General features: G+C 35.3%; 25 protein-coding genes and 1 riboswitch. Of the genes, 16 read left to right on the top strand and 9 right to left on the bottom strand.

Going from position 1 to position 26,198, the window contains the following annotated elements; all coding sequences use genetic code 11:
* Positions 1-41: 41 nt before the first annotated feature.
* Positions 42-1,319, top strand: a complete 1,278-nt coding sequence (locus SJY24_RS28535; protein WP_377867055.1) for a transcriptional regulator — start codon at positions 42-44, stop codon at positions 1,317-1,319.
* On the opposite strand, the gene nhaC is transcribed toward SJY24_RS28535, so the two are convergent.
* Positions 1,316-2,737, bottom strand: coding sequence for a Na+/H+ antiporter NhaC (gene nhaC, locus SJY24_RS28530; protein WP_377867054.1), 1,422 nt, complete (start codon positions 2,735-2,737; stop codon positions 1,316-1,318). The genes SJY24_RS28535 and nhaC overlap by 4 nt on opposite strands.
* Before the next feature lie 267 nt (positions 2,738-3,004).
* Between nhaC and SJY24_RS28525 the strand changes: the two genes are divergently transcribed.
* Together SJY24_RS28525 and SJY24_RS28520 are read left to right on the top strand one after the other, a co-directional pair.
* Positions 3,005-4,120, top strand: a complete 1,116-nt coding sequence (locus tag SJY24_RS28525; protein WP_377867053.1) for a M20 peptidase aminoacylase family protein — start codon at positions 3,005-3,007, stop codon at positions 4,118-4,120.
* 151 nt (positions 4,121-4,271) lie between these two features.
* Entirely contained in the window at positions 4,272-4,880 is a 609-nt protein-coding gene (locus SJY24_RS28520; protein WP_377867052.1) for an SAM-dependent methyltransferase, read from the top strand.
* A gap of 50 nt (positions 4,881-4,930) precedes the next feature.
* On the opposite strand, the gene ahpF is transcribed toward SJY24_RS28520, so the two are convergent.
* Both ahpF and ahpC read right to left on the bottom strand, forming a co-directional pair.
* The gene (gene ahpF, locus SJY24_RS28515) at positions 4,931-6,457 is read right to left on the bottom strand and encodes an alkyl hydroperoxide reductase subunit F (protein ID WP_377867051.1); all 1,527 of its coding nucleotides are present in this window, start codon (positions 6,455-6,457) and stop codon (positions 4,931-4,933) included.
* A gap of 14 nt (positions 6,458-6,471) precedes the next feature.
* Positions 6,472-7,035 (bottom strand): alkyl hydroperoxide reductase subunit C, encoded by a 564-nt coding sequence (gene ahpC / locus SJY24_RS28510; protein ID WP_000924420.1) that lies wholly within the window; start codon positions 7,033-7,035, stop codon positions 6,472-6,474.
* Positions 7,036-7,626: 591 nt separating this feature from the next.
* Between ahpC and mtnK the strand changes: the two genes are divergently transcribed.
* From mtnK to SJY24_RS28495, 3 genes are read left to right on the top strand one after another with little or no spacing between them, the layout of a single operon-like run.
* Entirely contained in the window at positions 7,627-8,856 is a 1,230-nt protein-coding gene (gene mtnK / locus SJY24_RS28505) for an S-methyl-5-thioribose kinase (RefSeq protein WP_377867050.1), read from the top strand.
* A gap of 12 nt (positions 8,857-8,868) precedes the next feature.
* On the top strand, positions 8,869-9,909 hold the full coding sequence (mtnA, locus tag SJY24_RS28500; RefSeq protein ID WP_377867049.1) for an S-methyl-5-thioribose-1-phosphate isomerase: 1,041 nt from the start codon (positions 8,869-8,871) through the stop codon (positions 9,907-9,909).
* A gap of 51 nt (positions 9,910-9,960) precedes the next feature.
* On the top strand, positions 9,961-10,602 hold the full coding sequence (locus SJY24_RS28495; RefSeq protein WP_071747236.1) for an L-fuculose-phosphate aldolase: 642 nt from the start codon (positions 9,961-9,963) through the stop codon (positions 10,600-10,602).
* A gap of 45 nt (positions 10,603-10,647) precedes the next feature.
* On the opposite strand, the gene SJY24_RS28490 is transcribed toward SJY24_RS28495, so the two are convergent.
* Genes SJY24_RS28490 through SJY24_RS28480 form a run of 3 tightly spaced genes read right to left on the bottom strand, consistent with a single transcriptional unit; the run spans position 10,648 to position 13,658 of the window.
* Positions 10,648-11,655: a FecCD family ABC transporter permease gene (locus SJY24_RS28490; RefSeq protein ID WP_377867048.1), complete on the bottom strand. Its 1,008-nt coding sequence runs from the start codon at positions 11,653-11,655 to the stop codon at positions 10,648-10,650.
* Entirely contained in the window at positions 11,652-12,692 is a 1,041-nt protein-coding gene (locus tag SJY24_RS28485; RefSeq protein ID WP_377867047.1) for a FecCD family ABC transporter permease, read from the bottom strand. The genes SJY24_RS28490 and SJY24_RS28485 overlap by 4 nt, the downstream gene beginning before the upstream one ends.
* A gap of 48 nt (positions 12,693-12,740) precedes the next feature.
* Positions 12,741-13,658, bottom strand: a complete 918-nt coding sequence (locus SJY24_RS28480; RefSeq protein WP_000732562.1) for an iron-hydroxamate ABC transporter substrate-binding protein — start codon at positions 13,656-13,658, stop codon at positions 12,741-12,743.
* A 320-nt stretch (positions 13,659-13,978) separates the two neighbouring features.
* On the opposite strand from SJY24_RS28480, the gene SJY24_RS28475 reads away from it, so the two are divergent.
* On the top strand, positions 13,979-15,028 hold the full coding sequence (locus SJY24_RS28475) for an NAD(P)/FAD-dependent oxidoreductase (protein WP_044444295.1): 1,050 nt from the start codon (positions 13,979-13,981) through the stop codon (positions 15,026-15,028).
* A gap of 328 nt (positions 15,029-15,356) precedes the next feature.
* Here the strand turns inward: SJY24_RS28475 and SJY24_RS28470 are convergent, their stop codons facing one another.
* A complete protein-coding gene (locus SJY24_RS28470; RefSeq protein ID WP_071747242.1) occupies positions 15,357-15,725 on the bottom strand; it encodes a hypothetical protein in 369 nt (122 codons plus the stop codon).
* Between the two features lie 183 nt (positions 15,726-15,908).
* On the opposite strand from SJY24_RS28470, the gene SJY24_RS28465 reads away from it, so the two are divergent.
* From SJY24_RS28465 to SJY24_RS28435, 7 genes are all read left to right on the top strand, one after another.
* Complete coding sequence (locus tag SJY24_RS28465; RefSeq protein ID WP_029953170.1) at positions 15,909-16,148, top strand: helix-turn-helix domain-containing protein; 240 nt, start codon at positions 15,909-15,911, stop codon at positions 16,146-16,148.
* A gap of 248 nt (positions 16,149-16,396) precedes the next feature.
* Positions 16,397-16,909: a hypothetical protein gene (locus SJY24_RS28460; protein WP_002091282.1), complete on the top strand. Its 513-nt coding sequence runs from the start codon at positions 16,397-16,399 to the stop codon at positions 16,907-16,909.
* Between the two features lie 20 nt (positions 16,910-16,929).
* On the top strand, positions 16,930-17,379 hold the full coding sequence (locus SJY24_RS28455; protein ID WP_377867046.1) for a spore coat protein: 450 nt from the start codon (positions 16,930-16,932) through the stop codon (positions 17,377-17,379).
* A gap of 177 nt (positions 17,380-17,556) precedes the next feature.
* Complete coding sequence (locus SJY24_RS28450; protein WP_377867045.1) at positions 17,557-18,225, top strand: LSm family protein; 669 nt, start codon at positions 17,557-17,559, stop codon at positions 18,223-18,225.
* 243 nt (positions 18,226-18,468) lie between these two features.
* Complete coding sequence (locus SJY24_RS28445) at positions 18,469-19,734, top strand: S-adenosylmethionine decarboxylase related protein (RefSeq protein WP_377867044.1); 1,266 nt, start codon at positions 18,469-18,471, stop codon at positions 19,732-19,734.
* A gap of 143 nt (positions 19,735-19,877) precedes the next feature.
* Complete coding sequence (locus tag SJY24_RS28440) at positions 19,878-21,104, top strand: ATP-binding protein (protein ID WP_377867043.1); 1,227 nt, start codon at positions 19,878-19,880, stop codon at positions 21,102-21,104.
* A 229-nt stretch (positions 21,105-21,333) separates the two neighbouring features.
* The gene (locus SJY24_RS28435) at positions 21,334-21,714 is read left to right on the top strand and encodes a hypothetical protein (RefSeq protein ID WP_377867042.1); all 381 of its coding nucleotides are present in this window, start codon (positions 21,334-21,336) and stop codon (positions 21,712-21,714) included.
* Positions 21,715-21,741: 27 nt separating this feature from the next.
* On the opposite strand, the gene SJY24_RS28430 is transcribed toward SJY24_RS28435, so the two are convergent.
* Positions 21,742-22,374, bottom strand: a complete 633-nt coding sequence (locus tag SJY24_RS28430) for a cyclase family protein (protein ID WP_377867041.1) — start codon at positions 22,372-22,374, stop codon at positions 21,742-21,744.
* Positions 22,375-22,459: 85 nt separating this feature from the next.
* Positions 22,460-22,572, bottom strand: a riboswitch (SAM riboswitch).
* Positions 22,573-22,722: 150 nt separating this feature from the next.
* On the opposite strand from SJY24_RS28430, the gene SJY24_RS28425 reads away from it, so the two are divergent.
* Both SJY24_RS28425 and SJY24_RS28420 read left to right on the top strand, forming a co-directional pair.
* Positions 22,723-23,832: a PRK06851 family protein gene (locus SJY24_RS28425; RefSeq protein ID WP_377867040.1), complete on the top strand. Its 1,110-nt coding sequence runs from the start codon at positions 22,723-22,725 to the stop codon at positions 23,830-23,832.
* A gap of 111 nt (positions 23,833-23,943) precedes the next feature.
* Positions 23,944-24,726: a nucleotidyltransferase domain-containing protein gene (locus SJY24_RS28420; RefSeq protein ID WP_377867039.1), complete on the top strand. Its 783-nt coding sequence runs from the start codon at positions 23,944-23,946 to the stop codon at positions 24,724-24,726.
* A gap of 134 nt (positions 24,727-24,860) precedes the next feature.
* Here the strand turns inward: SJY24_RS28420 and SJY24_RS28415 are convergent, their stop codons facing one another.
* Positions 24,861-26,162 carry an MFS transporter gene (locus SJY24_RS28415; RefSeq protein ID WP_377867038.1) on the bottom strand — a complete coding sequence of 434 codons (1,302 nt, stop codon included), beginning with the start codon at positions 26,160-26,162 and terminating at the stop codon, positions 24,861-24,863.
* Between the last annotated feature and the right edge of the window lie 36 nt (positions 26,163-26,198).

Raw genomic sequence — 26,198 nt, 5'->3', positions numbered from 1 at the left:
ACGTTAAATAGTCGTTAATTAATGATAAGGAGTTAGAGAAAATGATGATAAAAATTGCAGTTGTCGGTTCAAAAGAGTTTATGGAGACACTTTTACCTATTGCTCATAAACTAGAAGAAATAGAGATTGATCCATATATTTATCTTCATCCGGCAGAATCTTCTGAACTATTAAAGCGTTTAAAGCCTTGTGATATCATCTTTTTCTCAGGTGCTTTACCTTATTATATGGCAAAAGAAATAAGAGAACAATTATCAATTCCAAGTATATATTTGCAGCAAGATGAGGCTACCGTCGCATCCTCACTACTTTCTATATTATATCATCAAGGGGTTCAACCTCATAAAATTTCAATTGATTTAGTAGATCGTTCGTTTATTACAAATGTATTCCATGATATCGGTTTGAAAGAAACTCCGCAAGTGATGGATTATGAAAATGTGTTATGGAGTAATGATGAAATTAAGAGAATCATTGATTTTCATTTAACTAAATATCAATCAGGAGCGGCTCATTTAGCTTTAACTAGTATTCACGCTGTCTACAATGAACTTCAAAAAATAGGTATTCCTTCAGAGCGTATGATAGATCCGGCGCAATCAATTATACATGGATTAAAGGATGCAAAAATAAAAGCTGAGTTAGCAAAAAGCCATTCAGCTACTGTTGGTGCTTGTATTATATCCTTTATAGAGTTACAAGAAAGATCGCTTGAACAATTAAATGTAATTTCAAAAGAATTACGTGGTTCATTTAAGCAAGTTGATGAAATAACATTTATTTTGTATACAACTCGTGGTGATATCGAATCGAGTATAAAAACAAATACGATAGATCGTTTATTTACGAATATAGAAGGAGCGGTATCTATTGGATTTGGTTACGGGAAAACAGTAAATGAAGCGGAACAAAATGCAAAAATCGCTCAAGGTTTCGCAAAAAATAATCCGATAGAAAGCCGTTTTTATATACTAACAAGTGATAAGGAATTATTTGGTCCATTTCCGAAAGATCAGAGAGTACAAAGTTTGAAAAATGATAACCCTGAATTAATGAAAATAGCGAAGGAAACGAAGCTTAGTCCTGCAAACCTGTCAAAAATTATTCAATTTAGTCAATCGCATCCATCATTGAAATTTACAGCGGCCGATCTTTCTGAATACTTACAAGTGACTCGGCGATCGACGGAAAGGCTGTTAAAGAAATTAGTTGATTACAGATATGCCAATATTTGCGGCGAGGAAATGCCCTATCAACAAGGGCGCCCTCGCGCAATATATGAGCTGAATTTACCATTGTATTCATTTCAAAAATTTTAAGCTTCTAGTTGCGCTTTTTGTTTTTTCAATAGGTCTGCTTTTTCAATATCCGATAGCTTCGTAATTGTGAAGCCAGTTATACCATAAATGATTGAAATAATAGGTACGATGAAATTCAATATAGCATAAGGAGCATATTCGAATGCGCCTACACCAAGTGTTGCGAGTATAAATACACCACATGTATTCCAAGGTACGAAAACAGAAGTTAATGTTCCACCATCTTCTAATGCTCTGGATAAGTTTTTAGAATGTAGTCCTTTTTCTGTGTACGCATTTGCATACATTCTTGAAGGAACAACAATCGAAATATATTGTTCAGAGCAAGTAAGGTTTGTTGCAAAGCAAGATGCGATAGTAGAAGCGATAAGTCCTTTTGCTGATGTCGCTAATTTTAAAATTTGATTTACAATTGAGCGAAGAATTCCAGTATGTTCTAGTACTCCGCCGAGCGTCATAGCGACAATTGTCATAGAGACTGTATTCATCATAGAGCTTAAGCCACCACGGTTAAATAGTTCGTCTACTAGCTTGTTTCCAGTGTCTATAACAAATCCACTTTGGAGTGCACCGACAGCTGATGAGACAGAACCACCTTGAATAAAGACTTGTGATAAAAATCCTAAAATAACACCTACGAGAATAGCTGGTATAGCAGGAACTTTTTTAGCGACCAATACCATAACAACTACTGGTATAATTAATAGAAAAGGCGAGATAACAAAGTTTTGTTGCAATACTTGTAACGTTTGATCGATGCTTTTTGAATCAATATTGTTAGCGCCAAAGCTTCTTCCTAAGAACGCATAAACGATAAGAGTAATAATTAAACCTGGAATTGTAGTAAATAACATATGACGAATATGTGTGAATAAATCTGTATTTGTTAATCCAGCGGCTAAGTTTGTCGTGTCTGAAAGCGGTGACATTTTATCGCCAAAATAAGAACCGGAAATTATAGCACCAGCAACCATAGGAGCTGGGATTCCCATACTTAGGCCAATTCCCATTCCAGCAACACCAATTGTTCCCATTGTAGACCAGGAGCTACCGATTGCTAATGCAACGATAGAACAAATAATTGTAATTGAAACTAAAAATAGTGATGGAGTTAAAAGTTTTAAGCCGTAATAAATCATAGTAGCGACGATTCCACCGCCAATCCAAGCACCGATCGTTAAACCTACAAGAATAATGATAACGATAGCGGGTAATGCAAGGCGAATTCCTTTATACATCGATTCTTCAATGTCATTCCATTTGTAACCGTATCGCCAAGCGACGATAGAAGCAACGGTTGTACCGATAATAAGTGGGACGTGAGGGCTTTGTTCTAATACAACAATTGTAACCATCATAACTGCAACTGTAATGATAATAGGGATTATTGCTACGCCAAAAGGTATTTCTTTTTTCATAAAATGCCTCCTCATTATGTATGTTTGTATTTTTAGAATTGTCGCAAAATAGACGTTTATTAAGTTATAATAACTAAAAATATATGTAAGCGTCAATAAAAAAACAGAAAATAAGGAATGTTCTATCTGTATAAAGTGAGTTGTCGATAGTATTTAAAAATAAATAATTGACTTTTTTCTTAAAATTCAATATGTTCATAAAAACATCTGTTTTTCATAAGTATAATTAACCTGAATGGTTTGTAATTTGGGAAGGAGAATGTGGCTTTGAAAACATTAGAACTACAAGAGCGTTTAATGGAGATTTTTCAGCATTTGCATGAAAACCCTGAAGTGAGCTGGAAAGAGTATGAAACGACAGCATATATTACTAACTTTTTAAAAGAAGAAGGAATTTCATATAAAACATTTGATGATTGCCCAGGCGTAATCGCTGAAATTGGAAGCGGGAACCCAGTTATTGCGATTCGTGCTGATATGGATGCACTATGGCAAGAAGTAGACGGAGAATTTAAAGCGAATCATTCATGCGGTCACGATGCTCATATGACGATTGTAATGGGGCTTATTTTACAATTGAAAAATATGAGATGGGATAGTGGAACGGTTAGGTTTATTTTTCAACCGGCAGAGGAAAAAGGAAATGGTTCTTTAAAGATGGTAGAGAAAGGTGCCGTGGATGATGCTGATTTCTTATTTGGTGTTCATTTAAGGCCGATTGAAGAACTTCTTTTGAAACAAGCTGCCCCATCTATTCGTCACGGAGCAGCAGGATTTTTAGAAGGGATGATTCACGGAGATGATGCACATGGGGCACGCCCGCATCAAGGGATAAATGCAATTGATGTCATCACGATGATTAATATTGGATTGAAAAATATATGGCTACCACCACAGACGTCGTATTCTGTTAAGATGACGAGATGCCAAGCTGGTGGTGATAATCTAAATATTATTCCAGGTAACGGGCATTTTAGTTTAGATGTAAGGGCAGAAAATAACATATTACTAAATGAATTAAAGCAAAAAATAGAGCAAGTAATTCAGTCAGCTGAATCAATGGGATCTAAACTTTCTTATGAGTGGATTGATCTTGCACCAGGAGCTGAAGTGTCAGAAGAAGCTGAGCGCTTTATGCGAAAAGGCATTCTTGAAGTGTACGGGGAAGAGGGATGCACTGGACCGCTGTATACGACAGGAAGCGATGATTTCCATTACTACACAGTGAAGAGACCACATTTAAAAGCTGTCATGCTTGGACTAGGGGCAAACCTACAACCTGGATTACACCATCCTTATATGAAGTTTGACCATTCTTGCATAATGGATGGAGTAGAAATATTGAAACAAACTGTATTGAAAGTATTAGAAAACAGGGGTTAGAAAGCTCCTGTTTTTTTTGTAGGAATTTGTCGTTAAGTCGATATATTTTCATTTATGAATATATAATTTCACGTACCAAATAATTTGATAAAAATGGGCATTCAGTACGTGGTGTATAATAATAGTAATATTTCTTAATAGGAGCAAACGAATGAACGAACAATATTACGATGCTGTATTACATATAAAAACTGTCGGTGAGCAAAAAGGGTTTAATAAGTCTATGCATTACCATCGCTATGAGCCAACGCCATATAGTGGGTTAGAGGAATTATTGAGCCAATACGAAATTAAAAGTAGTGATCGAGTTGTAGATTTTGGGTGCGGAAAAGGACGATTAAACTTTTACATGCACCATAAGTGTGGTGCTTCGGCCGTTGGGATTGAAATGAATGAAGAGTTTTATAAAGAAGCAATGGAAAACCGTGAGCGTTATGCAAGGAAGGTAAGAAACAGTAAAGATAAAATCCAATTTGAATGTTGTTTAGCACAGGAATACGAGATTGATCCATGTGATAACCGGTTTTATTTCTTCAATCCATTTTCTGTCCAAGTGTTTATGAATGTAGTAAATAATATCTTACGTTCGGTAGAAGAGACGGAGAGAGAAGTGGATATTATTTTATACTACCCTTCTGAAGATTACATTTTCTTCTTAGAGAACCAGACTGCGTTTGAATTGAAGAGAGAAATTAGATTACCGGGTGCTTATGAGAAGAATGGGAATGAGAGATTTTTAGTTTATACATTAGGATTATAAAAAAAGCAGGTGCCTTGGCACCTGCTTTTTTTAAACTCACGTCTATATAATTAGTTACGGATTAAGTAATCAAATGCACCTAAAGCTGCGTTTGCACCTGAACCCATAGAGATGATGATTTGTTTGTACGGATTATTTGTACAGTCACCTGCACCAAACACTCCTGGTACGTTTGTAGCGCCGTGCTTGTCTGTTACGATTTCACCGCGAACGCGTTCAACTGTTTCGCCTAACCAGTCTGTGTTTGGCACAAGACCGATTTGAACGAATACACCTTGTAATTCAACGTGATGAACTTCTTCAGTTTCACGATCGATGTAAGAAATACCGTTTACTTTGTCAGTACCAGTAATTTCTTTCGTTTGAACGTTTTTCAGAACAGTTACGTTTGGTAAGCTGTTAAGACGTTCTTGTAATACAGCATCAGCTTTTAATTCTGGCATGAATTCAAGAACAGTTACGTGCTTAACAATACCTGCTAAGTCGATAGCTGCTTCAATACCAGAGTTACCTCCGCCGATAACTGCTACGTCTTTTCCAATGAATAATGGACCGTCACAGTGTGGGCAGTATGCTACACCTTTGTTTTTGAACTCAGCTTCACCCGGTACGCCAACATTACGCCAGCGAGCACCTGTTGAAACGATTACGCTCTTACTTTTCAGAATAGCGCCGTTTTCAAGTTCCACTTCAATAAGTTCTTTTTTTTCTAAACGTTTCGCACGTTGTAGATTCATTACATCGATGTCGTATTCTTTTACGTGCTCTTCAAGACTTGCTACTAGCTTAGGACCTTCAGTGCGTTTTACGCTGATGAAGTTCTCAATGCCCATAGTATCCATTACTTGACCACCGAAGCGCTCAGCAACGATACCAGTGCGGATGCCTTTACGTGCTGCGTAAATTGCTGCACTTGCACCAGCAGGGCCGCCACCAACAACAAGAACATCGTATGGATCTTTATCAGAAAGCTCTGATGCATCTGGACCGTTACCCATTTTAGCTAAAATTTCTTCAAGTGTCATACGACCGCTTCCGAAAGATTCGCCGTTTAGGTACACAGTTGGTACTGCCATGATGTCTTTACTTTCTACTTCCTCTTTGAATGCAGCGCCATCAATCATAGTATGTGTAATACCAGAGTTAAGAACGCTCATTACGTTAAGAGCTTGTACAACATCAGGACAGTTATGACAACTTAGGCTGATATAAGATTCAAAATGATATTCGCCTTGAATGTTTTTGATTTGATCGATTAATTTTTGTTCAACTTTTGGAGCACGTCCACTAACTTGAAGTAAAGCTAACACTAATGAAGTAAATTCGTGTCCTAATGGAATGCCAGCGAATACGACACCAGTGTCTTCACCAGGGCGATTTACGCTAAAGCTTGGTGTTCTCTCTAATTCAACTTTTTCTACTGTAATCTTAGATGACATAGTAGCTAATTCGTCTACTAGAGCTAACATATCTTTAGATACGTTATCGTCTCCTGCGCTTACTTTAAGTAAAATATCGTTCTCCATTAACTGAAGGTATTGGGATAGTTGTGTTTTTATATCTGCATCTAGTATCATTTTGATCGAACTCCTTAGATTTTGCCTACAAGGTCAAGGCTTGGTTTAAGTGTTGCAGAACCCTCTTGCCATTTAGCTGGGCAAACTTCACCTGGGTTGTTACGTACGTATTGAGCTGCTTTAATTTTGTTAACAAGGATGCTTGCGTCACGGCCGATACCGTCAGCATTGATTTCCATAGATTGGATAACGCCGTCTGGATCGATGATGAATGTACCACGAGCAGCAAGACCTTCTTCTTCCATTAAAACGTTGAAGTTTGTAGTAATTGTGCGAGTTGGGTCACCAATCATAATGTATTCGATTTTGCCGATAGTTTCTGAGCTATCATGCCATGCTTTGTGAGTGAAGTGAGTGTCTGTAGATACAGAGTATACTTCAACGCCTAAGTCTTTTAGAGTTGCATATTGGTTTTGTAAGTCTTCAAGTTCAGTTGGACAAACGAATGTGAAGTCTGCTGGGTAGAAACAAACTACGCTCCATTTTCCTTTTAAACTTTCGTCAGTAACTTGGATAAATTCTCCATTATGGTAAGCATTAGCTTTAAACGGTTTTACTTCTGTGCCGATTAATAACATATTAAAATTCCTCCTAAAGGTTGGTTTTGAGCATCGGAAATTAGTTTGCTCATAAAATATATTTTTTAATTAACTATAATAATTCTAATTCGATATTAATTATCATATAGAAGTGGTTATTTTGTCAAGAGAATAAACCAACTTTATACCAATTTAATTAATATTTATTCTCAATTAAGGCTGCTAGGGAATTAAAAGGTAATTTTTAAGTCATAAATTTTCAATGAGTGTTTGAAAGAGTAGTGTGTATGTTAGAGACATGGTGTAAGTATAAATTCTTAGGAAGGAAATATTTCTTAGAAGTTGTAGATTTGAAAAGGAATTGCTTACTTCTATTTTACAAAGAATTGTGCAATAAATAAAACAAAATGTATCGGAATCTTTGTGAACAATTATTGTCATCATAAATATATATAATAAGAAGTATATTGCAATGAGAGATAGAAACATTGACGCTCATTTCTAACAAGATATAATAAAAGCGAGATATGTATTGCAATAGAGAAGATATAGTATAGATTGAAAAAATTTCAGTCTATTATTTTTTTATGGCTTTTAGAAAACGTTTACATTTAGTGTGGAGGGGAAACCATGTCTAAGTTCACGAAGTATTTTTTAATGGAAGCTAAAGATGTGATTGCATATGTGCAAGAGAAATTACCTAAGTTCGAACATGCAAAGGGGTTAAAGTGTAAAGAAATAGGTGATGGTAATTTAAATTATGTGTTCCGCGTTTGGGATGAACAGAAGAACATTTCTGTCATTGTAAAGCAAGCTGGGGGTACAGCGCGTATTTCAGATGAGTTTAAGTTATCGACGAATCGAATTCGTATAGAATCGGATGTTTTGCGATTAGAGGGAGAGTTAGCACCTGGACTTGTACCAGATGTATATTTGTTCGATGGTGTGATGAATTGTTGCGTGATGGAAGATTTATCAAGTCATACAATATTGCGTACAGCACTCATAAATCATCAAATGTTTCCGAGGCTTGCTGATGATTTAACTACTTTTATGGTAAATACTCTTCTATTAACATCAGATGTTGTAATGAATCATAAAGAGAAGAAGGAACTCGTGAAGAATTATATAAATCCTGAGTTATGTGAGATTACAGAGGACCTCGTATATTCAGAGCCATTCACAAACCATAATAAACGCAACGAATTGTTTCAATTAAATGAAGGATGGATTAGGGAGCATATTTATAGTGATAAAGAGCTTCGTATGGAAGTAGCGAAACTTAAGTTTTCTTTTATGACGAATGCACAAGCGCTGCTTCACGGTGATTTACATACTGGTTCTGTTTTTGTAAAAAGTGATTCTACAAAGGTTATTGATCCTGAGTTTGCTTTTTATGGACCTATGGGATATGACGTTGGGAATGTAATGGCGAATTTAATGTTTGCATGGGTGAATGCAGATGCAGTGATGCAAACTGGTATTGAGAAAGGTACCTATATGAACTGGATAGAATCTACCATGATAGATGTAATTGATTTATTTAAGAAGAAGTTTTTAGATGCTTGGGATATTCATGTAACAGAGATTATGGCGAAGGAAGAAGGTTTTAACCAAGTTTATTTACAATCTGTATTAGAGGATACAGCTGCAGTGACGGGTCTTGAGTTAATTCGTCGTATTGTTGGTCTAGCGAAGGTGAAGGATATGACTTGTATTGAGAATGATGCAACGCGTGCTAGAGCGGAGCGAATTTGTCTACAGGCAGCGAAGAAGTTTATTTTACAAGCGAATCAATATAAAACAGGTAGTAGCTTTGTAGAAACGTTAAAAAAACAGTCAATGCATAGTGCGAAATAAGGGGAGAAGATGATGGCAGAGCAATTAATACCAATTCAGTGGAAAGATGATGCTTTAGTGTTATTGGATCAAACGGTATTACCGAACGAAGTAGTCTATGAATCTTTTAAAACGGCTGAGGGTGTGTGGGATGCGATTCAAGTAATGAAAGTACGAGGAGCGCCGGCAATAGGTGTTTCAGCAGCCTACGGTGTGTATTTAGGAGTAAAGGAAGTTGCGGAAAGTTCGGCGGAAGAATTCATAGAGGAAGTAAAAAAGGTATGTGCATACTTAGCGACATCAAGACCGACGGCAGTAAATTTATTTTGGGCGCTTGAAAGAATGGAAAGTGTAGCGAAAGAGAATGCTCACTTATCAATTGCGCAGTTGAAAGATAGATTATTAGAAGAAGCAAAAGAGATTCATAGAGAAGATGAAGAAATTAACCGTCAAATTGGAGAACATGCATTAACATTATTCCATGATGGCATGGGGGTATTAACGCATTGTAATGCAGGTGCGTTAGCAACGACTAAGTATGGTACTGCGACAGCTCCAATGTACTTAGCGAAAGAAAAAGGATGGGACTTAAAAATCTATTCCGATGAAACACGCCCTAGATTACAAGGTTCAACGTTAACGGCATTAGAACTGCAGCGAGCGGGAATTGATGTAACGGTCATTACAGATAATATGGCGGCAATGGTCATGTCACAAGGGAAAATCGATGCAGTAATCGTTGGATGTGATCGTGTAGCAGCAAACGGGGATGTAGCAAATAAAATTGGAACATTAGGCGTATCTATTTTAGCTAAATACTACAACATTCCGTTTTATGTAGCAGCACCAACGCCGACAATTGATTTGAAAACACCGACAGGAAAAGAAATTCCAATTGAAGAAAGAGATGCTTCTGAAGTGATCAATCGTTTTGGACAATATTCTGCTCCGAAAGAAAGTAAAGTATATAATCCGGCATTTGATGTTACGCCATATGAAAATGTAACAGCGATTATTACGGAAAAAGGGATTGTGGAAGCACCGTTTACGGAGAACTTAAAAAAGCTATTTTAGTAAGTAGATATATAGTCAGTCATCATAAGCTTCATACTTAGGGGGATGTATATGTTATTACAAAACGAAAGAGAAGAAATTGTAGCATATGGAAAGAAAATGATCTCCAGTGGTTTAACAAAGGGGACTGGGGGTAATATTAGTATTTTTAATCGTGAACAAGGGCTTGTTGCAATTAGCCCAAGCGGTTTAGATTATTATGAAACGAAGCCTGAAGATGTAGTTATATTGAATTTAGATGGTGAAGTGATAGAAGGAGAGAGAAAACCATCAAGCGAGTTAGACATGCACCTTATTTATTATAGAAATCGTGAAGATATAAATGCGCTTGTGCACACACATTCTCCTTATGCGAAGACAATTGCATCATTAGGATGGGAACTTCCTGCTGTGTCATATTTAATTGCTTTTGCAGGTCCAAATGTTCGCTGTGCACCGTATGAAACATTTGGTACGAAGCAATTAGCAGAGGCAGCTTTTGAAGGAATGATTGATCGTCGTGCAGTTTTACTTGCGAACCATGGTTTAATGGCTGGAGCGAATAATATAAAAATGGCGTTTACTATTGCAGAAGAAATAGAGTTTTGTGCTCAAATTTATTACCAAACGAAAAGTGTTGGGGAACCGAAATTATTGCCAGAAGACGAGATGGAGAATTTGGCGAAGAAGTTTGAAGGGTATGGGCAGCAGTAGAATGAAATGAAAACCCCCTCAAGAAAAAAACTTGAGGGGGTTTCTTTATGCTTTCTTAAGCAACAAATACATAAAGTAAGGAGCACCAATTAAAGCAACGACAATACCAGCTGGAATACCGTTAGGTTCGACGATATTTCGTCCAATTGTATCCGCTAGTAGCAATAACCATCCGCCGATTAAAACGGCAATTGGCATGAAGATTTGATGCCTTGGACCTACTAAAGATTTTGCGATATGAGGAGCCATTAGTCCAATAAAGCTAATTCCTCCTGTTACGGAAACAGCAGCGGCAGCAAGTGCAACGGCTGCGATTAATAAGTATCTTCGTTCTTTTTCAATTTCAATTCCAACACCGATTGCTACTGGCTCGTTTAATGCTAATATATTTAATCGATTTGCTTTATAGAAGACAAATGGGATTAATATGATTAGCCATGGAAGCATTGCTAAAACAAATGTCCAGTCATCTCCCCAAATGTTTCCGGCAATCCATTTTGCGATAAAGTCCACTTTCATACGATCAGCGGATGAAATAAGGACAATCATCATTCCAGATAGTGCAAATGAAAAACCGATACCGGTTAATGTTAAGCGTATTGGCTGAAGGCCTGTGGATTTGCTATATGAAAATACGTAAATTAGCACAGCTGTTAGAAACGCACCGATAAATCCAACGACTGGTAGTAAGTAAAGAAATGAACCTACGTCTATTGGGAAGTATAAAAAGAAAACAGCAACAGCGACTCCAGCTCCAGAATTGATTCCGAGAATACCAGGTTCAGCTAAATCATTTCGGGTAATTCCTTGCAGGATAGCCCCTGATAAAGCGAGAGCCATACCAGCTAATAATGTAATAACAATTCTAGGTAGTCGTAAAGAATATAAAACGAATTCTTCTTTAAATGTACCTTGTCCCATCAGCGTTGGGATTAACCTGTCATAGGAGAGGGCGGCAGAACCGAGCCCCATTCCAATTACAATGGTTGTGATGGTAAGTATAAGTAATGCGAGTATGATAAGACGTTGTTTCTTTAGAATAGATTGCATCATGAGAAAGTTCTTCCTCCTTTACGTACAATGAATAGGAAGAATGGTAATCCTACAATTGCGACGATTGCAGCAACTGGTGTTTCGTACGGAGCATTAATTGTACGTCCGATTGTATCTGCAAGTAGCATAAAGGAAGCACCAGCGATCGCTGACATCGGTATAACGAAACGGTAGTCTGGTCCAACGATTGGACGGACCATATGGGGTATCATTAAGCCGATAAAAGCCATGTTTCCGACAAGTGCTACAGAAGCGCCAGCAAGCAAGATAATAATGATAAATAAAATCGTTTTAATGACGATAATTTTTTGACCAAGTCCAACAGCAACTTCTTCACTGAAACTAAGGACTGTCAATTTCCTTGCAAGTAAAATAGCGATAAATATACTTATTGAAATAACAGGAATAATAATTTTTAATTGGCTCCAAGTCGTTCCAATTGCGCCCCCAGCAGTCCAAAGTGATACATCTTGTGAAATCTTGAAGTAAATGCCAACACCTTCTGAAATTGCGAGCAGGAACGCTGAAACTGCAGCACCCGCTAATACAATTCGAAGAGGGGAAAGTCCGCCCTTTTTCACCATGCCAATTCCAAATACCATAATAGCGCCAATTGCAGCACCGATAAAGCAAGCTAGTGTTAAGTAAAGGTAGCTTATAGAAGGGTTGAAAGCAAGTGTCAGTGCAAGTGCAGCATTTGCGCCACCAGATAGCCCTAATAATCCAGGATCTGCAAGTGGATTTCGTGTTAATCCTTGCATAATCGCCCCAGAAACAGCAAGTCCAGCTCCTACAAAAATAGCGGCAACTTCACGTGGCAAACGTATTTCGCGAATAATAGATATTTTGTCTCCTTTAGCGGAGGAAGTGAGTGCTAACCATACATCTTTTATAGAAGTATCTGCAGCACCTAATACCATTGCCACCATAAAAATAAGAAAGAATGCAATGATACTCAAAATTAGTTTGTATGTAAAAGCTATAGAACGTGGATTATCGTGATCTTTTGTCATTCGTTTCACATCTTTTCTTTTCATAGAATAAAGGAAGAGGAATTCTTAAATTAAGAATTCCTCATGTTTGTATTATTGACCAAGAAAGCTCTTCTTGAAGAAGTCTAGTTGGAAATCTAATGTAAGTGGATCATTGAAATAGAATTCCATCATGTTTGCTTCATATACACGATTATTTTTTACTGCTGGAATGTTTTTATATGATTCTGTCTCTTGGAATGAGTTATCAGTATCTTTGTTTTTACTTACGATTAAGTAATCACCAGCGAACTCAGGTAATACCTCAGTAGATAATGCGTAGTATCCTTCTTTTAAAGCCTTTTCTTTTACTTTTTCAGGCATTTTTAATTTCATTTCTTGGTAAAGAATTTCTGTTCCACGGCCCCAGTTTTCGCCGTATACATAAAGCTGTTTGTTGAAGTTTTCAACAACAGAAACTGTTGCATCTTCACCGATCTTAGCTTTAATGTCTTTTCCAGCTGTTTGTGCACGTTTCTTGAAATCATCAACCCAAGTTTTTGCTTCTTTTTCTTTATTTAATAATTTACCGATTTCTAAGTGTTGTGTTAAGTAATCAACTTTTCCGTAAGTATATGTTACAGTAGGAGCGATTTTCTTTAACTTATCAACATTTTTAATATTGGATAAACCAATGATTAAATCTGGATTTAATTCTGCAATCTTTTCAACATTCTCATCTGATACTTCAGCAACATTTTTAAGCTTGCTATCAAAACGTGGGTTTTGTTTAGACCATGAATCTACCCCAACAAGATTTACACCTAATGACATTACGTTACCAGCGAATGATGATAGGACAACAACACGTTGTGGATTTGCTGGAACTTCAACTTTACCATTTTCAGATTGGTATGTAATTGTTTCTGATTTCTTACCTTTTGCGTCGTTCTTCTTGTCTGTTGAACCATTGCTACAAGCACTCATAACAAGGACGAACAGAACTGTTAGTGAAATAAATAATTTTTTCATCGTCTTTCTCCTTTGGATAGATGATATGTAATATACAATAAATTGTTTAACTGCAATCTCTTTGAAAGAGTAGTGGTAATACAAAAGTCTTGAATATGAGATTTCACAATATAGTATTGACCATATTAATGAAAGAAGATGTAATCTCACAGTTGCTAATAATTAACAAATTGATAATGATTATCACTATTGATTCTTTAAATAATATAATTTTATATAGGTGTATTGTCAATAGTAATTTTAATTGTAAATTTTGCGGAAACAGGTTATATTTTATTGAGAATGATAATCAATGACTAATAGCTGAGGAGTGAACACGAATGAATCAAGAAGAATTGTTTGATGTAACCGTGATAGGCGGAGGGCCTGCGGGGCTTTATTCAGCTTTTTATAGTGGACTAAGAGAGATGAAAACGAAAATAATAGAATTTCAACCACAGTTAGGTGGTAAAATACATGTTTATCCAGAAAAAATGATTTGGGATATCGGCGGATTGTTACCGGTTACTGGTGAGAAATTAATTGAGCAACTTGTACAACAAGGATTAACATTCCAGCCAGAAGTTGTATTGAATACAAAAATAGAATCAATTATTCGTAATCAAGATGGGATTTTCACATTAAAAACAAGCTCTGGGGAAGAACATTTTTCAAAAACAGTGATCGTCGCAACTGGGAGTGGTATATTGAATCCACAAAAGTTGTCAATTGAAGGTGCGGAGAGATTTGAAGTCTCAAATTTAAATTATACAGTTAAATCGTTAAAACGTTTCAAAGATAAAACGGTAATTATTTCAGGTGGAGGGAACTCTGCAATTGATTGGGCGAATGAATTAGAACCAATCGCGAAAAAAGTGTACTTAACATATAGAAAAGAAGAATTATCTGGTCACGAAGCACAAGTAAAACAACTTATGAATAGTTCAGCAGAATGTTTCTTTAATACATCGATTACAAAATTAATTGCTGGTGATAACCATGAAGCGATTGAATATGTAGAATTAACAAATCATGAAACGGGAGAGATTTCTCAGTTATCTATCGAAGAAGTTATTATTAATCATGGATATGAACGTGACATTACATTATTGGAAAATAGTGAGCTAGATGTCGCAATTGTAGATAATTACTTTATTGCAGGGAATGCAAATAGTGAGTCCTCGGTAGATGGATTATATGCTGCTGGAGATATTTTAAAGCATGACGGAAAATTACATTTAATTGCAGGGGCATTCCAAGATGCTGGAAATGCTGTGAATAAAGCGAAACAATTTATTCAACCAGATGCAAGTGAGTACGGAATGGTTTCTTCTCATAATGAAGTATTTAAGAAGAGGAATCGAGAATTGATTAAGCAGATGATGAAATAATAAAGTGAAACTTTAATCAGTGGGGGGTGTTCATCCCCCCACTGATTATTAGCCTTCACCAATTGGGCTTTTACGGGCAGTTGATCTCCCACATAACTCCCTCGCATTCGCTGAATTTTGAGGTGGGAGTCTTACTGCCCACAAATAGCGGGATAAAGGAACAAGTACACCCCCATTCACTTCTCTATTCGTATGGACGAGAGAGGTAAATGGGGGTTTTCCTGTTTATTATATCTGCAATCATTATCATGACACCGGTTTCATTAGTTCATGTGACATGAACGTTTTATTTGTAATCTCTCTAGAAAACAATGAATCTAGGCTTGGTTTATGCTGTCCCTTTTGCTTGTTCATTCGGAAATGGCATATTTAGTATAGAAGCAATGTATTGTTTTCCATGTTTTCGAGCTAATGATTCTAATATTTGGCGAACGCGTTTTGTAAGATGGCCTTGTTTTTTTATAGCCTCACAATATGCATCATAGAAAACGTATTTAGCCCAAAGGAAATCATCTTGCTGGAATAAGAAATGATTTTTGTACCATTCGCCAATTGTATGATAGCAATTGCTTTCGTGTACTGCTGCACTTTGTGAAAGAATACGATCGGATAAAGACTTAGATAGATGAGAAATTGTATTTTCTGTTTCAACTCGTAATGTTTTTTCTAACATTGTAATGATGTGACGAGTAGCCATATGTTAACTCTCCTTTGTGTAAATGGGTAATACCATTCTATAGTTTTAAAAAATGCTTACTATATTATTATACAATATATGGAATGCATCTACCTGCTTTTTAATTTGTATTTACAAAATCTTTTTTATTTGTTTACAAAAATAAAGTAAGATACAGTATATATATGAAAAAACTATAAAGGAATGAACACATTGTATATAACGATAGAAGAGGCTGCGGAATATTTGAATTTACCCAAATCGTATGTTGAAGATTTAATTCAGCAAAAGAAAATTCGTGCACTGTTTGATGGAGAGCAATATTTATTAAACAAGGAACAGTTTAATACACATTTAGAACAAATGGAGAAATATAAGCAATTAGTGGAAGAAATATTAAATGAGCCAATTCCGGAAGATATGGATGTTAAAGACGAAGATTAAATTTAGGAAAAGCCCCCGTATTAAGATATGCAGAAATGTATCTTAATACGGGGGCTTTTTGTATGAAGATATGAAAAAATCACCCGAAATCCTAGAGTTAATTTAAGGGAAAGAAGATTTTATAGGGATTTGTATTATTAGTTAAAAGCATATTTTTTCATAGCGGGGACAAACATAGCGAACATAACCTGTACAGATACATATACTATCAGTGCAAAAGCTTATAAATTAATGGAAGGGGTTTTCTCGTGAGTTTATTTCATTGTGATTTTTTGAAAGACTTAATTGGATCTTACGTGAGAGTAAACAGGGGTGGTCCAGAATCTCAAAAAGGAATAATAGTCGCAGTATGTTCGGATTACTTTGTATTAAAGAGTGAAAAAGGAGAGCTTTCTTACTATCAGCTTCGCCATCTAAAAAGTGTTACAAAAAATACGAAAGATTGTGAAGCAGATGATTATGGATGGTTGGAATATGAAGATGACTTTGAAAAGCTACTTCAAAGCTTCAAATATCGCTGGGTGAAAATTAATCGGGGTGGCCCAGAAAAAATTGAAGGTATTTTACAAGATGTTTCTTGTGATTATGTGACATTAATTGTAAAAGAAGAAGTTATATTAATCTCAATAGCTCATATTAAGAGTGTTAGTTATAGCCCAGTAGTGTGCGGAGAGAGCGAAGAAAGTAACAGTGAAAGCAACAGTGAAAGCAATAATTCAGGTCGAACTCGTGCACAAAGACAATCAAGTAGAGGAAGATAATAAGGAAGGAGGATACGAACTTGGAGAGCGTATTATGCTGTGATCAAATTAAAGGTTTAGTCGGTGAGAATGTAAAAGTAAATCTGCGCGGACCAGAAAGTCGAGTAGGTGTACTGTTATCGTTAGGAAAAGATTACCTTACACTACAATTACCTCATGGAGAAGTAGTGTATTATCAGCTGAAACATGTGAAGAGTCTAGTCAAGAAAGTGAAAGAAACAAAATGTGACGATTACTATGGTTCATGTTTCTATTCTGATGAAGATACTTTTTTGGATGTATTAAAAGACCTGAAGTATAAGTGGATAAAGATTAATCGCGGTGGACCAGAGTGTGTAGAAGGTTTATTAAGTGAAGTGCATGAAGAATGTATTATACTAGTAAATAGTGATGAAGTTATCTATATAATTAATTATCATATTAAGAGTGTGAGTCAAGTAGTGAAATGCAAAAAGAATGAAGATGAATAATGTTTAATAAATAAGAGGGGCATTATGATTGGAAGTAAAGAACGATTTCATAGTTCGCTACAATTATGAACGATATATGAAAAGGATCTCTTACTATTAAAAGACAGAACATTGCCCCTGATTATTTTTTTGAAATGGAAGATAGAAAAGTACAATCTCATAGAAAGGAGGATATAGATGAATGAGCTGAACAAAAATATTGGAGAAAATATATACGTTAAATTAATCGGTGAAAAAAGATTTAAAGGTGTATTAATTGACGTAGGAAATGATATTGTTGTGCTTTACAATGGACAAGACTACGTATATATATCCCTATACCATGTACAATATTATAAATTTCTAAGACCACATGATGAAGAAATATCAAAACCAGATGTTGATTCTGTAATTAAGAGGGAGTCCCCTTCCATTTCTTTGAGAAAAGTATTAAGTACTTCTAAAGGGATTTTTACAGAAATTTATGTGGCAGGAAATGCTCCAATACACGGTTATGTTACAAGTGTAATGAACGATTATATTGTTTTTTATAGCCCGGTTTATAAAACGGTATATATATCTTTAAAGCATTTGAAATGGTTAATTCCTTATAAAGAGAACCAAGTACCTTATTCCCTCAACAAAAATGAACTCCCCGTAAATCCACTAAATATTACTTTAGCTAGAACATTTGAAGAACAGCTTATTAAATTGGCTGGGAAAATTATGGTTTTTGATTTAGGTGAGGAATATAACAAAATCGGAAAGATGGCGAAAATTGATGAAGGACATATTGAAATATTAAAAGCACGTGACGCAAAAATGTATGTGAATATTCAACATGTGAAATCTGTCCATTGTCCGTAGGCTAGTTTAAAGGGCTGGCTTTTTCTTTTATATATGCGGAAGAAAAGGTCGAGCCTATTTTTTTACCGTTATTTGGATATGAGGGGGAAAGTGAATTGAATATATAAGTATGTTACTGTTTTTACTTATAAAGAGGTAATCTTGTACTATATTATAAAAAAGATGTACGAGCTATTTTTTATTGTATTCAATTCACTTTTTGAGTAAGTGCTGCTCAACTACTTTATTAAAGGGGTTTTATTTGTGGAGCAGTTTCCAAATTCGTTTTCGATTACGTTGCTTGGCAGTGCTGGTGGAGCAGCAAAAGCAGTATTAGCAATTTTGAATCAAGCGGTAGTAAATGAAAAAGATCCAATTTATGACGTCATAAAGAATGTGAATTTTCATTTGGTGGATATAAAACAAAAAGATAAAAGTTATTATGATGAGTTGTTTCCAAATTTGAAAGAGCAGTTTTTTTTATATGAAATAAATCTTCAAGATGTAGTCAAATTTAAACAACATTTAAAAGAAAAAAGAACGAAGGTTGTTATTGATGTTTCAGGCGCAGATACGATTAGGGTACTGAGCTGTTGTAATGACCTTGGCATTTGTTACATTAATTCAGCTTTGGAAAATGAGGCAGTAGATCAAGACGATAGTTTACTTGGTTTTCAGCTTACGGAAAGGTATACGAGGTTTGAGAAGGAGAAAGAAACATTTACAAATACAAGAGCGATTATAGGTTCAGGTATGAATCCAGGTGTTGTTCAATGGATGGTTGTTGAACTGATGAAAGAACGGCCAAATGAAAAGCCACGAGCATGCTATATTGTAGAACATGATACGTCGTTTTTGAATGATATAGCACTTATAAAGCCGCATACACTTTATGCTTCATGGGCAGTAGAACGATTTCTAGACGAAGCGATATGGAGTTATCCGATGTATATGAGTCATCATCGTCCTCTTTATTTTTATGAGGATGTATATGCTTCAGAGTATAAAGTGAAGTTAGGAGAAAAAGAGTTTTATGGTTGCTTAATGCCACATGAGGAAGTTTTAATTTTAGGAAAAAACTTTAACATGGAGGTTGGTTTTCTTTATCGAATTAATGAGTATACAACGAATGTAATTAGACAGAACTTAGATAAAGTGGAAGAGTTATGGAACTGGAATCGTAAAGTATTCAATCCAGCGGAAGAAGAGGTTGCAGGAGAGGATCTAGTCGGTGTATTAATCGTTTATGAAAATAGCGAGACGTATATGTATAACGTAATGAATAGTAGCCAAGTTTTTCATAAATATAAAACAAATGCAACTTACTTCCAAGTAGGGTGCGGAATTTATGCAGGTTTGTGTAGTTTACTTTTAGATCACTTTGGACAAGGTGCTTATTATGTTGAGGAATTATTATTAAATACAGAAAGTAAGTACGATGAATATTTAAATTTATATATGAAGGATTTTGTAATAGGGCATAATGATTTTACGGATGGACTGCTACATGATAGGGTAAGATGGATATAAATTGTGACTGAAAAGGAAGGAGCTGTATCTCCTTCCTTTTAGTATTAGAAGGTTACATGTTGCCCTGAAAGCAATTTCATAATTATAATTTAAAGAGATAACACTTGAAATGTTTTTTTGCATTAATCAAGAGGAGTTTTTATATGAACAAATACAAGAGCTTGATTTATGAAGAAAGAGAAGCTTTAAAAGTATTTATATTATTATTCTATATTATATTCTTTTTATATGACGTTATATATCATTTCGCTTATCCCGTTATGAATATTAATGAAGCAAGGGTAGGGTGGCCAGAAGGTGGTATGGGAATAGGGGTATATATATTAGTAATATCTTTATTTCCTATTTCAATATATCTTCAAAAACAAGGTTATGTATATTTCGTGAAATATTTATTTTTAATTGGGTACATGCTTATTGACCTTATTAATAACTTAATGATTTATTTACACAGTGATCGTGTTTTTGAAAATGGAAATATGGTTGAAATATTTTTAATTTTATTTGCACCGATTTTCGTGAATGGAAAATATTTTTATATCGTTTCCTGTAGTGTAATTGGAAAATATGTATTTTTCACGTTGATATTGCAAGATATAAAAGTTGTGATTCCGCTTGTTTTATGTGTATTCTTTTTTATTATTTCACATTCTCTGTTAAAACGTTTCCAGTCCTATGTAAGAACAGTGTTTGAAATGATGAGCAATATGAAAGAGACCGAAAATTTAGCTGTTATTGGGACTATGTCTACAACAATTGCTCATGAAATTCGAAATCCATTAACGGCTTTGAAAGGGTTTACGCAAATGCAAAAAGAAAGAAACCCTGAAGATATGATTAGCTATGAAATAATGCTACAAGAGATTGAGAGAATTAACGGTTTTGTTAGCGAATTGATGTTATTAGGAAAACCAAAACCAACAAATTATGAATGGTGTAATATACGGGAAATCCTTTTATATGTTGTACAGTTAATGGAAAGTTATGCGACTCAATATAAAGTGAAATTTCACTTGCGAGTAGATGGAAATTTACCCGTTATAAATGGTGATGATAAACAATTAAAACAAGTGTTATTAAATATTATTAAAAACGGAATAGAATCAATGCCAGAAGGTGGGGACATTCATATTCGGGCATATGAAAAAACTAAGGGGTATTTGTGTATTTCTGTCGAGGATCAAGGATTTGGTATAGAGACAGAGAAATTGGAGAAGATTGGAAAGGCTTTTTACACAACAAAGGAGAATGGTACAGGGCTTGGTTTAATGATTACATATAAAATTATTAAAGAACATCAAGGGAGTATCACGATTCAAAGTAGTATGGGTGTAGGAGCGAAAGTGGAAATTTATTTACCGACGATGTAGCGAAGTAGAAGAAAGTATTTTTCAGAAAAGTGTTCTTGTTGTGTAAATATAAACATTTTATAAAATGTTTCAAGAAGGGTTTTTTTTATAAAACACTTCGTTTATAATGGAGGAAAATATCGACATAGAGCTTTTAGCTCGTGTAACGGTTCGGTAGTGTTATGAAAAGAAAAGATGGGGTGCACGCGCATCCTTTTTTCTATGCAGATATTATGAAAGGGGTGGTATGATGGAATTAACATTAAATTCGACTGTATGTTTACACACGATTCAATTTCGAAAAGAGCAAAATAATTATATTGTAAAAGATATAATTACAGGAGAAAAATATGAAATGCCGCCACTTTGGATTGATGCATTGGCAATGATGCGTGACGGTTTTTTATTGGGCGAAATTGAGGCGAAATTAAAAGAAGAGTATCCGGCCGAAGAAGTAAATATATTAGCATTTACGAGGCAACTGTTAGAGCTAGAACTTGTCGGAATGGTAGATGGGGAAGAGATAGCTTGTACAAAGAAGAAAGAGAAAGATTATTTAGCTTGGGTACGTCCTAGGGTAGAACAATTTTTCCTTAATTTAAATAAAAAATATAGAAGCAAAGGTCAATAATGACCTTTGCTTTTTTGTAGGCTTTGTTTAAAAAATAACAGCGAATGCTCTTGCGAAAGCACCATCACTATCTTTAATTTTTAAAGGTGCTGCTGAGAAAAAGAATCGTTTCGCTTTAATAGCGTCTAGATTTGTTAAGTTTTCAATTAAATAAATATTATTTCCTAACAGTATGTGATGAATTGGTGATGTTGCTGTCGTTACCTCATCAGGAGAAATAAAATCTAAACCGACCGATTTTACTTTTAATTCAACTAGTTCTTCAGCTAATTCTTTAGAAAGATAGAATGCTTCTTTCTCATAAGCTTCTGTATTCCATTTATTAGATAGATTGGAATGGAAAATGACAATATCGTCTTTTTTTATGTCGGCATTATGCAATACTTCTTTAGGCAGTTTTCGCTCTTGAACATGAGTTACATCGATGAGAACTGCTTCACCTACAAACTGATCAAGGGGCAATTGATCAATCGTAGTTGCACCAGAAATAAAATGTGCAGGAGCGTCGCAATGTGTACCAACATGAACGACAGAATGGAAATCTGTAACTTGATATCCCGTCTCTTCAACGCTTGTAATAGCTTCTAGTTGGATTGTTGGTGTTCCAGGAAATTGAGACATATTATTTTCAAACGTTTGTGATAGATCAATTACTTTCATTTTAAATACCTCCAATATATGTTTTTCAAATAATAAAAAGCCCATCCTTCATAATCAAGAAAGATGGGCTTTACATACTAGTTGAGTTTTATCTTCCAAAATGCAATGCATTTTGCAGGAATTAGCACCTATTCAGTTTTTATAAACTGAGGTTGCTGGGCTTCAAAGGGCCGGTCCCTCTGCCTCTCTTGATAAAGGTTTATTTAATTTTAAAGTTCGGAATATTTACGATATTTAAATTGTAATTCATTTCCTTTTTTCGCGCAATATAAATTAGGTGTTCACCCAAATAAAGTTGCTCGCATATTGTAGCTTATGTAAGTAGACTGTTGCGAAGGAGTGAGTGCAGTGACAGGTAATGTATTAAATTATTATGCTGGTGGCAATACAGCTAGAGGATTTCATAATTTATACGAAGAGAATTTAAAAGGGCTAGATAGGTTGTTTATTTTAAAGGGTGGTCCAGGAACGGGAAAATCTTCTTTAATTAAGGCAATAGGTCGTGAATGGGTTGAAAAAGGATATGATATTGAACTTTTGCATTGTTCTTCTGATAATAAGTCAGTTGATGGGGTGATTATTCCGAAATTAAAAGTAGGAATTGTTGATGGAACATCACCGCATGTTATTGAGCCGAAAATGCCAGGAGTTATTGAAGAGTATATAAATTTAGGAGTTGCTTGGGACTCAGATAAATTAAGAAAGCAGAAGTTAGAAATTGAACGGTTTGTATCAGAAGCGGGAAAGGCTTTCAAATCTGCTTACGGATGTTTTAAAGAGGCATTAGTTATACATGATGAGTGGGAGAAAATATATATTAATAACATTGATTTTAATAAAGCAAATGAACTAACAGATCAGCTAATTCAGAAATTATTTGCAGATAAAAAGGGGAAACAATCGATTGTGAAACATCGTTTTTTAGGAGCTGCTACACCGAAAGGAGCAGTTGATTTTGTTCCTAATTTAACAGAAGGATTACCACATCGTTATTTTATAAAAGGACGCCCGGGCTCTGGAAAATCAACAATGCTCAAAAAGTTATCGAAGGCAGCAGAAGAAAAAGGTTTTGATGTTGAAGTATATCATTGTGGATTCGACCCGAATAGTCTTGATATGGTTATCGTAAGAGAATTAGGATTTGCAATTTTTGATAGTACCGCACCACATGAATATTTTCCAAGTCGCGAAGGTGATGAGATTATAGATATGTATGCTCTTATTGTTAAACCGGGGACGGATGAGAAGTATGCTACAGAAATTCGTGACGTTTCCATTCAATATAAAGCAAAAATGAATGAGGCAATGTCTTTCTTAGCAAAAGCAAAATCAGTTCGTGATAAATTAGAACGAATTTATATTGCTGCTATGGATTTTTCAAAAGTGGATGCATATAAAGAGGAAATTCAAAAAGAGTTTGAACGAATTAACGCTACTGTAACTGAAAAGAAAAATTAGGTTTTGTTAAACTGTCAGAAAAATTCTGGCAGTTATTTTAGTATGTAGTAAAATTAGCAGTATATTTGTCGAATTTCCAAGGAAATAATCAAAAAATGGGGATGGTATGAAATGAGAGGGAAAATTGAATTAGAGTTAGAAAGAATTGAAAAAGAGAATGATGTGAAAATTTTATTTGCAGTGGAATCAGGGAGTCGTGCTTGGGGATTCCCATCGAAAGATAGCGATTATGATGTTAGGTTTGTTTATATACATCCAGTAGAATGGTATTTATCAATTCATGATAAACGTGATGTAATTGAATATCCGATTAGTGATGACTTAGATATAAGTGGCTGGGATATTAAAAAGGCATTGCAACTATTCGCGAAGTCAAATCCAGCTTTACTTGAGTGGATTCGATCACCAATTTTTTATTCGAAAAACTCTAACTTTCCAGAGCTGCTTCAGCAAATGAGTGAAAAGAGTTTTGATCCAAAAGCAACGATATATCATTACTTACATATGGCTTCAAAAAATTATCGTGAATTTTTGCAAGGCGAGAATGTAAAGTTGAAAAAGTACTTTTATGTATTACGTCCTATTTTAGCTTGTCAGTGGCTAGAAGAGAAAGGGACATTACCTCCAATAGAATTTGACCGATTACTTATAGAACTATCTATAGAACGTAGTGTATTGAATGAGATTGAGAAGTTGTTAGTAAAGAAAAAAGCGGGTACGGAATTAGATGTTGGATTGAAAATTCAGGTGTTAAATCAATTTTTAGAAGAACAAATTGATTATTATCAGCAATACGTGAAAGGGATTGAAAAGGGATTAGGGATCGATATTGAGAGTTTGAATACATTATTTAGAAACATGTTGTTTGAAGTAAATAAAAAAGAGCACAAGTAAATTTGTGCTCTTTTTTATCCTGCATTAACGGGAAGTAAGAATCCCACCTCAAGAGTCGGCTGGAGCGAAGAAGTTAGGTGGAAGGTCAACTGCCCGTAAACGCCTGATTGGTGAGGGCTGATTAAAGTCTCACTTTATTTTGTAGGAATAAAGAAAACAGATATAGCTGCGATAAGACCTGCAAAAGAGAATAAGTAAAAATTCCACGCCAAGTCATATTGCATTGTCATAATAATACCGACAAGAATAGGGCCAGCAATCGCACCAACTCGGCCAAGTCCAAGTCCCCACCCTAAGGAGGTAGCTCGTATATGTGATGGGAAGTATTGTGTTACATAAGCATTTAATATTTGAGTAATACCGACTGATCCAATTCCAGCAAGACCAATTAAAAGATAAATGATTGTAACAGATGGTTGAATTGTTAACAGTCCAATACATATGGCTGCCATAAGATAGGAGATGCTAATAACAATTTTTGCTCCTATACGGTCGGCAATCGCCCCAGCAAATAATGCGCCGATAGCTGCAGTAATATTTAGCATAAGTAGAAATGATAAACTAGATCCAAGAGGATATCCTGCCTGGCGCATCATCTGTGGTAACCAAGTATTTAAACCGTATATTAAAAACATTCCCATTATATAAGTGATCCAAAAAAGTAGCGTTGCTTTTATGTATTCTTTTGAGAATAACGTAAGAAATCCATTTTTCTTTTGTATATTAGATGGTGTTTCAGGAATTTCATCTTTTACATGGAATTCAATTTGAAAGCGATTAAGAATTTTATTCACTTCTTCTTGTCGATTTCGCGATAATAAAAATTGAATGGACTCAGGTAAATAACGAATAATGAAAGGAATGAGGAGTAGCGGAATCATTCCGATGCCAAACATAATTCTCCATCCGAAATCTTCTAACATAAACATGGATAAAATAGCACCTAACACGATACCTAAAGGATAGCCGGTAAACATAAGAGCATAAATAAAAGATTGCCGTTTTTTTTGTGAATATTCAACAGTAAGTGCTGAAGCCGTTGGGATAACACCGCCTAATCCGATTCCTCCGATAAATCGAGATAGCCCAAATAATTCAGGAGAAGGAGCAATTGCAGCTAAGCCCATTGTGATAGAAAAAAGAGCTAAACAGCATATAAGTGTCCACTTTCGTCCAATTAAATCTGTAATGGTTCCGACTAGAATAGCACCAATAAACATCCCGAATAGAGCATAGCTAGCAATTGTTCCAGCTTGAGCTGGTGATAGTGCCCAGCTGTTGTCTTCTAGAAGCTTTGGCAGAACGGCGCCGTAAATACCTAAATCATATCCGTCAGCTAGAATGGCTAGCCAACAAATAAAAACAACAAGTTTTGTAATAGAGCTTGAAAAGATAGTTTCTGTAGATTCTAGATGAGGTGGAGCAGAAGGTTGCATAGTATTCACCCCTTTTATTTGTAGATGAATATATTA

Source organism: Bacillus sp. R86525 (assembly GCF_042466195.1).
In the GTDB taxonomy this organism is placed as follows: Bacteria; Bacillota; Bacilli; order Bacillales; family Bacillaceae_G; genus Bacillus_A; species Bacillus_A nitratireducens.
The sequence above is the reverse complement of the archived record's forward strand: the minus strand, read 5'-3'. Positions and strand labels throughout refer to the sequence as shown.